This is a genomic window from Streptomyces cyaneus, from assembly GCF_004028635.1.
In the GTDB taxonomy this organism is placed as follows: Bacteria; Actinomycetota; Actinomycetes; order Streptomycetales; family Streptomycetaceae; genus Streptomyces; species Streptomyces cyaneus.
The window spans coordinates 37,146-51,778 of sequence record NZ_ML138680.1; the positions used below are offsets into that span (position 1 = coordinate 37,146).

Annotated in this window: 13 protein-coding genes and 2 pseudogenes; 4 read left to right on the forward strand and 11 right to left on the reverse strand. The window is 70.8% G+C overall.

The features are described 5' to 3' along the window. Nucleotides 1-58 precede the first annotated feature (58 nt). From EHO50_RS45970 to EHO50_RS08710, 7 genes and pseudogenes are all read right to left on the reverse strand, one after another. A pseudogene (locus EHO50_RS45970) lies at nt 59-391 on the reverse strand (Asp23/Gls24 family envelope stress response protein); the annotation flags it as partial. A 73-nt stretch (nt 392-464) separates the two neighbouring features. Continuing rightward, entirely contained in the window at nt 465-737 is a 273-nt protein-coding gene (locus tag EHO50_RS08680; protein ID WP_128429304.1) for a hypothetical protein, read from the reverse strand. A gap of 287 nt (nt 738-1,024) precedes the next feature. Beyond that, nucleotides 1,025-1,267 (reverse strand): annotated as a pseudogene (locus tag EHO50_RS44630) (DUF5994 family protein); the annotation flags it as partial. Between the two features lie 501 nt (nt 1,268-1,768). Continuing rightward, on the reverse strand, nt 1,769-2,182 hold the full coding sequence (locus EHO50_RS08695; RefSeq protein WP_128429305.1) for a hypothetical protein: 414 nt from the start codon (nt 2,180-2,182) through the stop codon (nt 1,769-1,771). Continuing rightward, nucleotides 2,179-2,652, reverse strand: coding sequence for a protease inhibitor I42 family protein (locus EHO50_RS08700; RefSeq protein ID WP_128429306.1), 474 nt, complete (start codon nt 2,650-2,652; stop codon nt 2,179-2,181). Before EHO50_RS08700 ends, EHO50_RS08695 begins: the two co-directional genes overlap by 4 nt. 9 nt (nt 2,653-2,661) lie before the next feature. Beyond that, nucleotides 2,662-4,260 (reverse strand): peptidoglycan-binding protein, encoded by a 1,599-nt coding sequence (locus tag EHO50_RS08705; RefSeq protein WP_128429307.1) that lies wholly within the window; start codon nt 4,258-4,260, stop codon nt 2,662-2,664. A gap of 122 nt (nt 4,261-4,382) precedes the next feature. Continuing rightward, on the reverse strand, nt 4,383-4,856 hold the full coding sequence (locus tag EHO50_RS08710; protein WP_128429308.1) for a WXG100 family type VII secretion target: 474 nt from the start codon (nt 4,854-4,856) through the stop codon (nt 4,383-4,385). Nucleotides 4,857-5,144: 288 nt separating this feature from the next. Between EHO50_RS08710 and EHO50_RS08715 the strand changes: the two genes are divergently transcribed. Continuing rightward, nucleotides 5,145-5,876 (forward strand): dienelactone hydrolase family protein, encoded by a 732-nt coding sequence (locus EHO50_RS08715; protein WP_128429309.1) that lies wholly within the window; start codon nt 5,145-5,147, stop codon nt 5,874-5,876. A 125-nt stretch (nt 5,877-6,001) separates the two neighbouring features. Here EHO50_RS08715 and EHO50_RS08720 read toward each other — a convergent pair whose 3' ends face one another. Genes EHO50_RS08720 through EHO50_RS08735 form a run of 4 tightly spaced genes read right to left on the reverse strand, consistent with a single transcriptional unit; the run spans nt 6,002 to nt 10,924 of the window. Continuing rightward, nucleotides 6,002-7,555 carry an ABC transporter ATP-binding protein gene (locus EHO50_RS08720; protein WP_128429310.1) on the reverse strand — a complete coding sequence of 518 codons (1,554 nt, stop codon included), beginning with the start codon at nt 7,553-7,555 and terminating at the stop codon, nt 6,002-6,004. Further along, nucleotides 7,552-8,391 carry an ABC transporter permease gene (locus EHO50_RS08725; RefSeq protein ID WP_128429311.1) on the reverse strand — a complete coding sequence of 280 codons (840 nt, stop codon included), beginning with the start codon at nt 8,389-8,391 and terminating at the stop codon, nt 7,552-7,554. Before EHO50_RS08725 ends, EHO50_RS08720 begins: the two co-directional genes overlap by 4 nt. Beyond that, nucleotides 8,388-9,386: an ABC transporter permease gene (locus EHO50_RS08730; RefSeq protein WP_128429312.1), complete on the reverse strand. Its 999-nt coding sequence runs from the start codon at nt 9,384-9,386 to the stop codon at nt 8,388-8,390. The genes EHO50_RS08725 and EHO50_RS08730 overlap by 4 nt, the downstream gene beginning before the upstream one ends. After that, nucleotides 9,371-10,924, reverse strand: coding sequence for an ABC transporter substrate-binding protein (locus EHO50_RS08735; protein WP_128429313.1), 1,554 nt, complete (start codon nt 10,922-10,924; stop codon nt 9,371-9,373). The genes EHO50_RS08730 and EHO50_RS08735 overlap by 16 nt, the downstream gene beginning before the upstream one ends. 309 nt (nt 10,925-11,233) lie before the next feature. Here EHO50_RS08735 and EHO50_RS08740 point away from each other — a divergent pair, with 309 nt between their 5' ends. The 3 genes from EHO50_RS08740 to EHO50_RS08750 are packed head-to-tail and all read left to right on the forward strand — an operon-like array spanning nt 11,234 to nt 14,609. After that, nucleotides 11,234-12,226, forward strand: a complete 993-nt coding sequence (locus EHO50_RS08740; protein WP_128429314.1) for a TauD/TfdA family dioxygenase — start codon at nt 11,234-11,236, stop codon at nt 12,224-12,226. Between the two features lie 38 nt (nt 12,227-12,264). Further along, nucleotides 12,265-13,263, forward strand: coding sequence for an ornithine cyclodeaminase family protein (locus EHO50_RS08745; protein ID WP_181449584.1), 999 nt, complete (start codon nt 12,265-12,267; stop codon nt 13,261-13,263). Next, the gene (locus EHO50_RS08750) at nt 13,254-14,609 is read left to right on the forward strand and encodes a Y4yA family PLP-dependent enzyme (protein ID WP_128429315.1); all 1,356 of its coding nucleotides are present in this window, start codon (nt 13,254-13,256) and stop codon (nt 14,607-14,609) included. Before EHO50_RS08745 ends, EHO50_RS08750 begins: the two co-directional genes overlap by 10 nt. The last annotated feature ends 24 nt before the right edge of the window (nt 14,610-14,633 follow it).

Genomic DNA, 14,633 nt, shown 5'->3' on the forward strand with positions numbered 1-14,633 from the left:
CGCTCCTCGCCCGCTTTGGCTCCGGCGAGCGATTACTCGAGCCGCCGTTCTGGTTGTTCCCGGTCATCCGCTCGATGGCAGCGATCACGTTCTCTCTGACGTCGCCCGCGACCTTGATGATGGAGACGCCGTACTCGACGACGAGCTCCAGGTCGACCGTGGTCTGTACCTCGCCGACCTCGACCTTCACCCCGCTGGTGACGGACTTCCCGCCGGCATCGCCCATCGCATGGACGCCCGGCACGCAACAGGCAGCCTGTCGTGCCCCTTCCTTCATGCCAGCGGAGAGTGCCTGACCCGGCAGGTCGGGTGCCCGTGACACAACGGCCCCGGCGTATACACACCGGGGCCGCCCTTCCGGGTCGTTGCACGTGAGAGTGCGCGGACCCACTCACCAGGGTATGCCCGGGACGTCTTTTCAGTCATATGGGAGGACATGAGCCCTGAGGGCGGCCCGTGCCGTGTCAGTCACTGTCCTTCTCCTCGGTCTCCATGAACTGGATCCCCTTGTGCGTCAGTGTGGCCATCGCGGGTGTGTTTCCTCTCGCCCAGTCGACCTGGATCAGTCCCTCGGCCGCCAAGTACGTGCAGGCGGCCGCCAGGTCCTCCTCGGGCATGGCCAGGTCCTCGCGCAGCTGTGCCCCGGTGAGGCCGAGGAGGCGATTGCCTTCCATGGCCTCGTACAGGCTCTTCATGATCGCCTCGCGGTAATGCTGCCGCTCGTGCAGTGTCGCCATGGTCGCCTGCCTCTCGTGCCGGCACTGACGGAAACCCGGACGTCCGGGGCGGTATCCACCTTCCCCGCTGAGGGGCATCTCCTCGGATTTCGTCCGGCTGTGTGTGATCGTCCCGGGAGGACTGGCTGGTCAACAGCCAGGAGCGCACCGGCTCCGCAGGGGCGACGTGTCGGTGGGTGTGACGGCCGTCGCCCCACGCGATGTTCAGCGGAACGCCCCGATCCTTGAGCCGGTGGGTCAGGAATGTTCCCGCGATGATCACGAAGATGATCACGGCGACGGAGGATGACGGGGACCTTGCGCGGGATGACGGGCCAGTGGGCCGGGTTCACGGTGACGTGGGTGTTCCGGCCCCAGCACACGTCCAGCGCGTTCGTCGGAGTGGGGATCTCCCGGATGAGATCACGGGAGCGGGGCCACCAGGCACCGTCCAGGAGCGCTGGAACCGAGCCGCTCGGGGCCAGGGACAGCCTGGCCGACGCCGAAGGCAGGCGTTCTTCGATGATCGTAGGTTCGATGGTCGCGGTCATGACGCGGACCTGTCCCCGGCCTCCTCCTGGAGGTCGGTGTTGCTGCTCGCCGGGAACGACACCGACGTGGCGACCGGTGTGCGAAGTGCTCCCGTTCGCTTCACTGTACGCCGCTCCAAGGCCCCGGGGCGCCCTCGTGAGCAGGCACTTTACCGAGAGGCAACGAGTCCGGCACCGCCGGCAAGCGCAGCCGGTGCGGCGGCGCGATTCTCGCGGCGATCCTCGCCGCCGTCACCATTCCCGCCCACGCGCTCGCACTCCGAGCTCCCTGGCCGACGGCACCCCGGCCACAGAGCGAACGGACCAGCGAAGTCAGGCCGGGTGCCCGCAGCTGCCCGTTCCTCTTCCTCGCTGGCGCACTCACTCTGAACGGCTTCGCGATGTACGCCGTCGTCATGGCCCTCGGCTCCGCCGCCCTCAGCGCCCCGGCCCAGGCGCGCCGCGTGACCGCCCCGCTGGACGAACTCGCCCGAATGCTTCAGTGATCCGGAGACCCGCCGCTCACTCCCCGGCTGCCCGGGAGCGGTGGACGTACCGGAGGCTGAGCAGTTCGGCGACGGCCTCCAGCCAGCGGGCGGCCTCCTCGTCGCCGTCGAGCCCAGCGGCGGCGGTGGCCGCAGACTCCAGCCACGCACGCACCATGGACACCGCCTCATCGCCCGGCACCGGCTCGCGCAGCTCGGCCGCGTACCGGACACCGCCGCTGCGCACCACCTTGGCGAGGAAGGCCACCGCCCGCGGCTGGATGCCGAGCCGGTCCAGCAGGACGGCGGCGCCCACCGCGCCGTCGCCGAAGAGGGCGGTGCGTTGCGGTCCGGCGAAGGAGAGGCCGTAACGCAGCATCGCCGGGATGTCCGACTGCGCCAGTTCGTCGTCGGTCCGGCCGGGCGGCGAGGTCTGCGGCGCGGGGGTCATGGCTTCCTCACGGTGACGGTGTAGGTGTGGATGGTGGCTCGGTACTTCCTCTGGGGGGTGGGACTGCCGCTGGGGACAGGGGAGGGGGTGACGGGACCGCCGGCATCGCCGCCGCCGGCGCAGGCACCGTGCGGGCACTGGATGAGCCGGATCTCCGTCGTGCCGGGACCGACGGCCTTGAAGTCGAAGAAGTCCGTTCCGCTCCCGCTGCCGACGGCGTCGTCGTCGGCCTCGATCTCCTCCCGCTTGTCCGTCTTGCGGACCACGTCGGGGTCGGGCTCCGGCGATGTCAGGTACCACCACTCGCCCATCGCGGTGTCGACCGGAACGGACAGCGTGAACTCCTCCCCCGCATCCACCTGTATCTGCTTCTCATCCAGCTCGTAGGTGTCCGGCCCGGTGAGGCCGCAGCCCGCGAGCACGGTCATCAGCAGGGCGGGAAGGGCGAGTCGGCGCAGGGCGCTGGTCATGACGCTCACTTATCGGTCGGCGGGCAGGTGGACGGCGTACGCGTCGGGCATGCGGGAGTCGGAGGCCTTGTCCATGTGGCCGTTGACGAAGTCGTCCTCGCTGACCCAGGTCGTCTGGCCCCACGGGTTGTAGATCTGCAGCATGTCGCCCTCCTGGCCGATCACCATCATCTGGTGTCCGTGCCGGCCGTCCTTGTCGTACCCCTCCACTTCGATGGGAACGGGTCTGCCCTCGGCGACGGACTTCTCGATGTCCGTCAGCACGTCACGGCGCTCGTCCGCACCGCGCACCTGCTGGTATTCGTACGTGCTGCCGGTGTGCGGGCTGATCTCGTCGTTGGCGATCTCGTTCTGCCCGTCGCTGTCCATCCCGTCCGGAACGTCGGACCAAAAGTGCGTGTAGTCGCCGTCGCCTTCCTCGTGCAGGCGCAGCTGTTCGTCGTGGAGACGGTCGCGGAAGGCGTCGGGGTCGTTCTCCTGCCCGGACGGTCCGCCGGTCAACTCCAGGGCGTAGAGGGGATCGACCATGGCGCGGGCGGTCACGGTGCTCGACGGCACACAGGTGTTGCCCTCCTGGGACCACTTCTCGTCGCCGAACCACTGGTAGTCGGTGTTCTTGTTCGACCCGTCCGGGTTGAGCCCCTCGTTCACCTTGCCGTCGCCGGCCGTGACGATCGGGCTGAGGTGCTGCTGAAGCCAGTACGGGTCCTTGCCGTGGATCTTGTCGCGGAACTGGCCGACCTGGTCCACGTCATAGCCCGCGGCCAGCGCCTTGACCAGATACGCCCGCTCCTGCGGCGTCTTGGCATCCGCGAGCATCCGCTCGAAGCGGGCCTCGTCCCGCGCGTTCATCCTCTCCATGAAACGGCCGGAACGTTCGAGGTCGCCCGCGGTGAGGAGTTCGTTCTGCTCCTGCGGGCCCCCGAACACGCCGACGTCGGCGAGGACGAGGCGGTCGGCGGCGGAGATGTTGTCGGTGTGCATCTGCCCGGCACGGGCCTCGGCCGCGTACTTGTTCAGCTCCCGCGCCGCCGCCCGCGCCGCGTCGTCCGCCTCCTGCGCGGCGGCGTAGAGCAGGTTGGCCCCCGCTCCCGCGATGTCCTGGGCCCGCTTGCGTTCGGCTTCCTCGTCGTCCTTCTCGACCATGTCGTCGAAGAAGCCGTCCTCGCCGCCGAGCATCGTGCGGGCCCGGCGCAGCTGCTCGCGGCCGTCGCCGTCCTTGGACTGGGCGGAGGTGAGTGCGTCAGAGAGGTCGTAGAGGGCCTTGGACGCCTTACGGAACGCCTCGGCCATCTGCTCGGCGGAACGGCCGGCCGCCGCCACCACCTCTGCCGCCTTGGCGCCGGTGCTGCCCACCCACACCGACGGAAGCCCTGACGCGGCGACCTTCTCGACCCGGTCCTGTACGTCCGCGGCATCGTCGGCCTGGCTCTTGTAGCGCTGGGCGATGGCGTCCAGGGTGCTCGGGGAACCGACCGGCGCGGAGACACCGAGGAGGTTGTCGATGGCGTCCAGGACCTCGTTCTTGCTGCCGGCCGCCGCGAGGTCTCCTATGTGACGGTCGATCCTTTCCTTGCGGTCGGTGGTGGATTCGCCTGCGTCAGCCATGTGGTGAGAGCCCCGCTGTCCTTGCTCAGGTGTCAGGTGGAAGCACACACGTCGGCCGGGTGCGCGCGGTCGCCGTGTGTCGATCTGTATGTCGATCCGTGTGGCGTGTGCCGGTCGGTGAGTCAGTCGAAGTCGGCGAGGCTCGCTGGCGGCGCGCCCGGGGTGGGCTGGGTGCCGATGGGCGGCCCGCCGAGGGCGGCGGGGCGCGCGCCCGGGGTGAGGCCCGTGGTCGTCCCCGGGTGGGCAGCGGCGGGTGCGGGCATGGTCGTCAGGCCGTCGCCCGCGCCCGCGGAGTGCAGCGCGACGATGGTCTCGTGGTCGGCGCTCACGTAGTTCCGCTGGGAGATGCTGACCTTGTCCGCGAGTTCGTGCAGTGCGGCTTCCAGCGTCTTCGCCTCGTCCTGCCAGGCGGCGGCGAAGTTGTTGTACGCGGGGCCGGAGTCGGAGCCGCCGAGAGCGTCCGGTGCGTAGCACATGTGGTCTTCCACGGCCTTGCGTATGGCGCCGACGTCGTCGCCTGCCCGGTCGAGCTTTCCGGCCTCGCCGTCCATGCCGCTCGCATGGATCCTGTAGCCGTCCGAGCCCGCACCTGACATGTTCCCGCCCCCTGATCTGAACGGCCGCACACCCCCGTGGCGGTCCAGGCCTTCTGACCAGCGATGATAGCCGATCTTGTGTCATGAGCACGGCGGACCCGATCGGCCGACCCGTAAAAACCGTTGGCCGGACCACGGCGGCCACTGCTACTTTCCGGAGGCCGTGCCAGAGACGAGGAGGTGGTACCCGTGAACGCAGTATCGACGTGGGTGCTCCCCTCCGGGGTCGCGGTCGGGCGATAGGTCGTCCGGGAGCGCCGTTCAAGCGCACTCCCGAAAGGCACGACCATGCGATTCACTTCTGAACAGCGTCTCGACGACGGCGTCCTCGAACGCGAATTCACCCTCGGCGAGATCCCCGGCACCCTCTGGACGCCTGGATCCGCATCCTCGTCCGCACCGGCTCCGCTGATCCTGATGGCCCACAACAACGGCCTGCCCAAGGGGCAACCCCGGCTGGTGGCCCGGGCCCGCCAAACCGCTGCGTACGGCTACGCGGTGGCCTCCATCGACGCCGCCGGGTGCGGTGACCGGCCCCGTTCCGCCGCCGACGAGCAGGCCCGCGCCGACCTCCGCCGGGCGATGCAGGCCGGCGAGCCGGTCGACGAGATCTTCGAGTCCCTCGTCGGTCCGCTGGTCGAAAAGGCCGTCCCGGAATGGCCACCCACCCTGGACGCCCTCCTCGCGCTGCCCGAGATCGGCGGCCCGGTCGGATACTCGGGGTGGACCGCCCTCGGCATCCGCCTTGCGGTGGTCGAACCGCGCATCGCGGCCGCAGGCTTCTTCGCCGGGGGTTACGTGCCCCGCACCCAGCGCGAGGAGGCCCGGCAGGTCACCATTCCGCTGCTGTTGCTCCTGCAGTGGGACGACGAAGGGAACCCCCGGCAACGGGCCCTGGACCTGTTCGACGCCTTCGGCAGCAAGGAGAAGACGCTGCACGCCAATATGGGCGGGCACACCGGCACCCCGTGGTTCGAGCTGGAGGACGGGGGCCGGTTCTTCGACCGGCACCTGAAGTGAGGCCGGGCCGTCAGGCCGGCAGACGCTGAGGCGGTGCCGGCCAGGATGCCGCCGACCTCCTGCCACACGCCGCTCCCGCGACCAGCGCCGCCGCCTCCAGCTCGTGCCGCAGGACCCGCTCGTCATCACCACGACGTACGCAGCTTCTCCCCGCCGGGCGCCACCCCCGTGGCCAGCGCGACGGTCACCGGGTGTGTGGGTGAGCTGAACAGCTGTGTGGTGGGGCCCGAATCGACGATGCGTCCTTCGGACATCACGACGACCGAGTCCGTCCGGTCTGCGACCAGGTGCAGGTCGTGGCTGACGAGGATCAGTGACAGGTCGCGCCGGTCGCGGAGTTCCGTCAGCACGTCCATGACGGCGACAGCGGTGTCCGCGTCGAGGGCGGAGGTGACCTCGTCGCAGATCAGGACATCGGGGTCGGCTGCCAGTGCACGGGCTATGGACACACGTTGGCGTTGTCCGCCGGAGAGCTCGTGTGGGTAGCGGTCGGCGAAGGCGGCGGGCAGGCCGACCTGTTCCAGGAGTTCCAGGACCCGGCCCGGGGCCTCGGCCCGACCCGACCGGCGGTGCAGCAGGAGGGGGCGGCGCAGGGCCGCTCCGACCGTGCGGCTGGGGTTGAGCGTGCCGAGCGGGTCCTGCGGTACGAGCTGGAGGCGGCGGCGCTGGTCGCGGGAGCGGCGGTGGGCTGTGGGGGCGAGGCCGGTGCTCTCCAGCTCGATGCTGCCGGCGGTCGGGACGTGGAGGCCCACCAGGGCGCGCAGCAGGGTCGTCTTGCCGGAGCCGGAGGCACCGACGACGCCCAGCCTGCTTCCGGCGGCGAGCGTGAGGCCGATGTCGTGCAGGACGGGGACGCGGCGGCCCCGGTGCAGGTGGGCCGCGTGCAGGGCGGTCACGGTGAGGGTGGGCGGGCCGTCGGGCGCAATGGGCGCGGGCTTGGGTGCGACCTGCCGCACCGTTGCCGTCGGGCGTGCGCCGCTCAGGTCCACCACTTCGTCCGCGAGCCGATCGACCAGGGCCGGGTCGTGGCAGGACAGGCCGATGGCCAGCCGGTGACTCTCGGCGAGGTGCCGTAGGAGGTCGGCGATCTCGTCGCGCAGGGCCGGGTCGAGACCGGCCGTCGGTTCGTCGAGGAGGAGCACCGCGGGGCGGCGGGCCAGGGCGCGGGCGAGGGCCACCCGGCGTTGCTGACCACCCGACAGGCCCCCGATGCGGCGGTCCGGCAGGCCGTCGTCGACCGGCAGGCGGACTTCGGCGAGTTGTGCCCGGATCGCCTCGGCGCTCTTGTCCACGGCGACTTCGGAGAGGAGCCGGCGCACCTTCATACGGGGGTTGAGGGCGGAGCCGGGGTCCTGGCCGACGAAGGCGAGGTGGTGGCGGCGCAGGGCGCGCAGGGCGGGGGCGGGGAGGGCCAGAGGGTCCTGGCCGAGGACCGTGATGCTGCCGGTGGTGCGTTCGGTGCCCTGAGGCAGCGTGCCGGTCACGGCCCGCAGCAGGGTCGTCTTTCCGCAGCCGGAAGGGCCGACGACGGCGGTGACATGGCCGGGGGTGAGCTCCAGGTCTGCCCCATCCAGCAGGAGACGGCCGTTCGGAGCGGTGACCGTCAGGCCCGAGACGCGCACCGCGCCCTTCCCGTCCGACGCTCGGCTGTCGGAGTACCAGTCGGGTGTGTGGTTCACAGTGCGGGCACCGCCTTCCGGCCGGTCATGGGGACGAGGGCGGCGGCCGCCAGGTTGACGCTCATGGCGAGCAGGCCGATGGCGATGCTGGGGGCGAGGACGGCCCAGGGGTTGAGGAGGATGCCGCCGGAATTCTCACGGATCATCAACGCCCAGTCGGCGGCCGGTGGTTGAGGGCCGACCTGGAGGAAGCCGGCGGTGGCCACGAGGTACACGGCCGCCACGAACCGCAGCCCGAACAGGGCGAGCAGCGTCGCACGCAGGTTGGGCAGCACCTCCCGGACCACCAGGTACCACAGTCGCTCCCCGCCGATGGCCGCTGCCTCCACGTACCCGGAGGCGGCCACGGGCGCGGCCGCGCCGGCGACCAGGCGTACCGCATACGGCACGCCCAGGAAGAAGGAGGCGGTCACGACGGCGAGTCGTCCGCCGTCCGGCCAGGACAGGGTGATGAGGAGGATGCCGAGCACGGCGGGCAGCAGCATCAGCACGTCGGCGGCGCGCTCGACGATCCGTCCGACGGCCGGGCGCAGGGCGCTGACCGCGCCGAGCACGGCGGCCGCCGCCGTGACGAGGACGGCGACGAGCAGGGAAGTGACGACGAGTTCGCGTCCTCCGGCGAGGACGCGGCTGAGTACGTCACGCCCCAACTGGTCTCCGCCGAACGGGGCTTCGCCGCCGGGTTCCGCATACGGCGCGGTGACCGGGGCGTCGATGGCGTGCGGGGCGAGCCAGGGGCCGGCCAGGGCCAGCGCGGTGAGCAGCAGGGCCGGCAGAACGCGCAGGGCGAGGCGGTGACGTGCCGGAGCGGCGACAGTCACGGTGGTGTCGGTCATGCCCGCCCTCCCGAGGCCCAGGCGCGTACGAGGTCGGCGAGCAGGAGTACGCCGGTGATGACGACCCCGGTCACGGCGACGACTCCGGCGATGACGGGGCTGTCCCGGTCGGCGACCGCACCGGCGAGGACGGAGCCGATGCCGGGGTAGTTGAAGATGGTCTCCACCACGACCGCGCCCCCCAGGAGCATGCCCGTGGAGGTGGCGAGGCCGGCCGTGATGGTGGGCAGGGCGCCCGGCAGCAGGTGGTGGGTGAGGATCCGGCCGCGGGGGAGTCCGTCGAGGACGGCGGTCTCGATGTGCGGAGCCTTGGCCTCGTCGGCCAGAGCGGCCCGCACGATGCGGGTGTTCCAGCCGATCTGCGGGATCGCCAGGGCGAGGACGGGCAGCACGAGCATCTCCCAGGAGGCGGGCGAGCCGTCGGCGTCGGTGAGCGTGACGGCGGGGAGCCAGTCCGTCCAGAGCGCGAAGACGAGGACGAGGGCGACCGCGACGACGAACTCGGGCAGCGCGAGGATGCCGGTGGCGCTCGCCGACACGGCCCGGTCCAGCGGTCCGCCCGGCTTGGCCGCCGCCCAGCAGCCGAGGGCGACGGAGGCGACGAGAGTGAGCAGCAGGGCGAGCCCGCCGAGCAACAGGGTGTTGGGGAAGGGGCGGGAGAGCAGGTCGGCGACCGACTCCCCGCGCGCGGAGGTGCCCAGGTCACCGGTGGGCAGGCCGGTCATCCAGTCCCAGAAGCGTTCGAGGACCGGCCGGTCCAGGCCGAGCAGATGGCGCCGCTCGGCCAGGTCGGCGGCGCTCTCTCCGCGTTCGGAGGTGGCGTTGGCGGCGTCACCGGGGAGCAGTTCCACGGCGGCGAAGACGACGGCGAGCAGCACGGCCAGCAGCAGGATCCGGCGTACGACCACACCGGCCGCGGACAGGGCGGCGTGCGTCAACCGCCCTGCCCCCGCGGCCGGTTCGTGCTGTGCCGTCGTCGTCAGCGAGCCAGCCATGCCGTCTCGAGCTGGACGCGCCCGTAACCGGGCAGGGTGGGCAGGTTACGCACGGCCGCGCCCGCCAGGTCGATGCCGTCGGCCATGCCCCACAGCAGATAGCCGGACGCGTCGTACTCGATCTGCTGGAGCTCGCGCAGGATCTTGGCCCGGGCCGCCGCGTCCTTGGTGGCCATGGCCTTCTTGTACGCCGCGTCGAACTCGGCGTTCTTCCAACCGGCCTCGTTCTGCCCGGAGTCGGACACCAGCGTCTTGCTGGCGAAGAACACCACGGAGTCGTTCGTGCCCCAGTACGTGGTGTACAGGTCGCCCTTGAGCCAGGTCTTCTCCCAGAAGGTGGCCGACTCCTGCTTGACCACCTCGACCTTGACGCCGGCCTCGCGCACCTGAGAGGCGAACAGGGTCGCCGCCTCGGCGAGACCCGGAATGTCCTCGGTGGTCAGCAGCTTGTACGTCTTCGACAGGTCGAAGTCGGCTTCCTTCAGCAGCTGCTTGGCCTTGGCCAGGTCTCGCTTGCGCTGCGGGATGTCCTTGGCGTAGGCGGGGTCACCGGTGCCGAGGATGTCGTTGGCGACCGTGCCGTATCCGGACAGCACCTGCTTGACCATCGCCTCGCGGTCCACGGCCAGCCGCAGCGCCTCCCGCACCTTCGCGTCAGCGAACGGGCCGTCGGTGGTGCGCATGACGATCGGCATCGCCATGTCGTTGGGGCGGCGCACGATCTGGATGTCGCCGCGCTTCTCGGCCGTACGGGCCGCCACCGCACCGACGTTGGAGGCGACGTCGATCTGCCCGGCCAACAGGGCGTTCGCCATGGCCTGAGGGCTCTCGAAGATCTTGACCTCGATGGCGTCGAGGTACACCTCCCCGCCGTACCAGTCCTCGTTGCGGACGAGACGGGCGTTGCCGGAACGGAACCAGTCCAGCTTGAAGGGGCCGGTGCCGGGTGCCTTGCCGAGGTCCTTCTCCGCGGTGTCCTTCTTCAGCACGAACGTCGTCAGGCGGGTCAGCTGGGGCAGTTCGGCGTTGGCGTAGTCGGAGACGAGTACGACCGTGTCGTCGCCCTCGGCCTTGATGTTCTCGGGCTTGATGCCCGGCAGCCGGGAGGCACCGGAGGGCGTGTTGCGCAGCCGCTTGAGCGACCAGACGACGTCCTCGGCGGTGACCGGGGTGCCGTCGTGGAACTTCGCTCCCTTGGCGAGTGTGAAGGTCCAGGTCTTCAGGTCGTCCGACGCCTTCCAGGAAGCCGCCAGCCGGGGAACGGTGTTGGGCTTGGTGCCCGGAACCGTCAGGGTGTCGTGGACGAGGGAGATGATCAGGTAGTCGCTCTCGTTGGCCTGCGTGCCGTGCGGATCGCGGGTGATGGCCGAGGCGCGGCCCAGTGCGCCCACCCGCAGAGTGCCACCGCGGCGGGGCTTCTCGTTCGCCTTCGCCGGCGAGTCGGAGGAGGTCTCGTCACCGCCGCCGCACGCGGCGAGGAGCACGGCCGCTCCGATCCCGCCACCGGCCCACAGTACTTGACGCCTGTTCACGTTCACTTACGACCTCGTTCCAGCTCGCACGGGTGCAGATTGCTTAGGTGTGCCTACCCTAAGAAGATCCTTTGCGCAAGCTATGCGGAGCGGTTTCCTCGCTTTTGTCGGAGCGTCAAATGGCGCACAGGGGCGCGGGTTGGCATGAACGGCACGGTTGTGTCGCTGGGGGGCGCATCCAAATGGTTAGGGTTGCCTAACCTAAATTCCACTGATACGTTTTCGGCCGCGATCACACAGCCGACCCACAGGGAAACGAGGTCGGCGTTCAGAGCCACCTGCACCGCACCCGCACCCGGAACGGATGACTGCGCCATGCCCACGGGAGCCGTACCCCTGCGCCAGCTCGATCCGCACGCCGTCGACGAGCTGACCGACACCGCCCACAAGATCCTCGCCGAGTTCGGCAGTTCAGCCGCCCGGCCCGAACTGCTCCGCCGTATCGCGGAATCCACCGCCCGATTCGGCGAAACGATCCTGCATCCCTGCCGCCCAGTCGACACCGACGACGGCCTGTACGTCCTGCGCGGCCTGCCCCTCGAAGACTCCGACGTCGGCCCCACGCCCGAAAGCTGGGCCACGGCAGGTGACCGCGCGGCCGCCTGGGACGTGATCCTGCTGCTGCTCGCCACGGCCATGGGCCACCCGATCGCCTGGGAGGGCCAGCAGGAGGGCCGGTTCGTGCACAACATCGTGCCCTCGCCCGGCCACGAGGCCGAGCAGACCGGCGCCAGCAGCACCGTGCTGCTCAGCCCGCACACCGAGGACGCCTTCCACCCCGGCCGAGCCCATCTGCTGCTGCTCGCCTGCATGCGCAACCACGACGCCGTCGCCACCACCGCCGCCAGCGTCCGCAAGGTCCGGCTCGACCCGGCCGACGTCGCACTGCTGTCCCGGCCGATGCTGCCGATCCTCCCCGACGACGCCTACGCCGAAGCCCAGTCCTTCACAGGCGAGGAACCGCCGAAGGTCCCCGCCCTGTGGCAGACCGAGGCCGGCCCGACCCTGCGCTACGACCCCGCCTACACCCCGCTCGACGAGGCCCCCGCCGACTACCGCGCCGCCTACGACCGGCTGACCGCCGAGCTGGAACGCGTCTCGGTCGCCGTCGCCCTGGAGCCCGGCGACATCCTGGTAGTCGACAACGACCTGGTCGTCCACGGCCGGGTGCCCTTCAAACCCCGCTACGACGGCACCGACCGCTGGCTCAAGCGCGCCTCGGTACGCGTCCCCGGCCGCCGCAGCCGCCCCCTCGCCGAGGCCGACGAACACGGATACGGCCAGGCCGCGCTCGTCGCCCTCGTCTGATCCGCCGCCAACTCACCGTCGCACGAAGGGACCCAGCTGTGACCGGCATACCCGCCGACGACAAGACCCTGCGCATCCTGAGCACCAGCGACCTCGCGGGCATCGACATCTCCCTGGCCGACGTGGTCGACGTCGTCGAGCAGGCGTACCGCACGCTGGCCGACGGCAAGTCGGCCAACCCGCGCAAACTCACCGTCAAGCCCGAGGACGGCCACTCCGTCTCGTACGCCATGCTCGGGCGCGACGGCGTCCGCCAGGTCGTCGCGATCAAGACGTCGTACAAGCACGGCCTGGACCGCTCCCGCGACGAGCAGCACTACTACACGACGCTGACGATCTACGACGACGTCACCGGACTGCCCGTCGCGATGATGGACTGCGGCCGCATCGGCTCACTGCGCACCCCGGCTGTCTCCGCGCTGCTGGCCCGCGAGTGCGCGGCGCCCGGCAGCCGCAGCGCCCTCGTCATCGGCACCGGCACCCAGGGCCGGCTGGCCCTGCCGTTCCTGCTCACCACACTGCCGGACCTGGACCGGCTCATGGTCTACGGCACCCACCCCGACGGCCTCGCCGCGGTCCGCGAGCAGCTCCACCGTTACTTCCCCGAGCGGGAGTTGGAGGTGGTGGACGACGTACGGGCCGCCGCTGCCGACGCCGACATCGTGGTCGCCACCGCAGGACAGCACACCCCCGCCGCGGTCGAGGCGGCCGACCTGAAACCGAGCGCGCTGTCGATCCTCGTCGGGCACGGCATCGCCCCCTCGACCCTGCAGGAGGCGGACCGGGTCATCGCCACCAGCGAGGCGCAGATGAAGGTCACCGGCACCGACATGGCCGACGCGGACGGCAACTTCCCCGCCGTGGACGCGGAGTTCCCCGAGGTGGTGGCAGGCCGCGCAGAGGGGCGGCGCTCCGCCGACGAGCGGATCTTCGCGTACAACAGCGGCCTGGTCGTCACCGACATCGCGCTCGGGCACCGGTTCGCGCAGCTGGCCATCGAACAGGACCTGGGAACGCGGGTGCGGTTGTGGCAGTGACCCGCACATCCGTGGCGGCACCGCCGTTGCCCGCCCATCCGGATCCGCAGCTCGACGCGATCCTGCGCGGCGCACTGCCGCGCGAGCTGTCGTACGCGCTCGGCGGCCCGTTCCACCTGCTGCTGCCCGACCGCTTCGACGCCAACGTGGCCGCCTTCAGCCGGGTGTTGGAGGAGGCCGGTGTCGAAGGCCGGGTGTACTACGCGAAGAAGGCCAACAAGGCCGCCGTATGGCTGGAGCGCTGCGCGCTGTCCGGGACGGGCGTGGACGTGGCCAGCGCCGGTGAACTGCGGGACGCGCTCGGGCACGGGGTGCGCGGCGAGCGGATCGTGGTCACCGGGCCCGCCAAGGCCGAGGGCCTGCTGCGAGTCGCCGTGCTGCAGGGTTGCCTGATCGCCGTGGACGCGCCGGACGAGCTGGAGAGCGTCATCGGCCAGGCGCGGGCCGTCGGACGTCCGGCGCGGGTGCTGCTGAGGCGGCTGCCGCCGGCCCAGCCGCACAGCCGATTCGGGCTGGACGACATGGAGTTGGAATCCGCCCTCGCCCGGTGCGCGCAAGCCGGGGAGGAGGCCGTCGTGATGGAGGGCTTCTCCTTCCACCTGTCCGGCTACGACACCGAACCACGCGCCCGACTGGCGGGCGAACTCGTCGACCTGTGCCTCAAGGCGCGGGCGGTCGGCCTGAGAGCGGACCGGATCAGCATCGGCGGCGGCTTCGCCGTCGACTACACCGACGCCGAGCACTGGGAGGGCTTCCTGCGCGAGCAGCGGCCCGACCACTACCACGCGGGCAAGTCCTTCGCCCCGGGGGACTTCTACCCGTACCACTCGCCCGTGGCCGGCGCCGAGGCTCTGCGTGCCGTCCTCGGCGCGCACGACCTCGCCGAACGTCTGCGTGCGGCCGGTGTGAAGCTCCTGCTGGAACCGGGGCGGGCGCTGCTGGACCGCGCCGGGTGCACGGTGTTCCGAGTCCAGGGAGTCAAGGACCGCTCCTCGGGATACGGCATCGTCACCGTGGACGGCAGCAGCCTGAGCCTGTCCGAGCAGTGGTTCGACAGCGAGTACCTGCCGGATCCGGTGCTGCTCTCGGACACCGACGGCGGCCCGTCGTACGCCGCGTGCGTCGGCGGCGCCACCTGCCTGGAGTCGGACATGCTCACCTGGCGCAAGGTGCTGCTCCCCACCCGGCCGAGCCCAGGCGACCTGCTCGTCTACCCCAACACCGCCGGATACCAGATGGACTCCAACGAGTCCCCCTTCCACGAGCTGCCGCTCCCCCCGAAGGTCGTCCTCGACACCGACGGCGGCCCCACCCGCTGGCGGCTCGACCGCCCTCCACTCGCCTGACTCTCTCCCCTCGAACACTGGAGC

Bases quoted from the DNA above. Each gene is read 5' to 3' on its own strand.
- EHO50_RS08680 (WP_128429304.1), bottom strand. From the start codon at position 737: ATGGCGACACTGCACGAGCGGCAGCATTACCGCGAGGCGATCATGAAG.
- EHO50_RS08695 (WP_128429305.1), bottom strand. From the start codon at position 2,182: ATGACCCCCGCGCCGCAGACCTCGCCGCCCGGCCGGACCGACGACGAA.
- EHO50_RS08700 (WP_128429306.1), bottom strand. From the start codon at position 2,652: ATGACCAGCGCCCTGCGCCGACTCGCCCTTCCCGCCCTGCTGATGACC.
- EHO50_RS08705 (WP_128429307.1), bottom strand. From the start codon at position 4,260: ATGGCTGACGCAGGCGAATCCACCACCGACCGCAAGGAAAGGATCGAC.
- EHO50_RS08710 (WP_128429308.1), bottom strand. From the start codon at position 4,856: ATGTCAGGTGCGGGCTCGGACGGCTACAGGATCCATGCGAGCGGCATG.
- EHO50_RS08715 (WP_128429309.1), top strand. From the start codon at position 5,145: ATGCGATTCACTTCTGAACAGCGTCTCGACGACGGCGTCCTCGAACGC.
- EHO50_RS08725 (WP_128429311.1), bottom strand. From the start codon at position 8,391: ATGACCGACACCACCGTGACTGTCGCCGCTCCGGCACGTCACCGCCTC.
- EHO50_RS08730 (WP_128429312.1), bottom strand. From the start codon at position 9,386: ATGGCTGGCTCGCTGACGACGACGGCACAGCACGAACCGGCCGCGGGG.
- EHO50_RS08740 (WP_128429314.1), top strand. From the start codon at position 11,234: ATGCCCACGGGAGCCGTACCCCTGCGCCAGCTCGATCCGCACGCCGTC.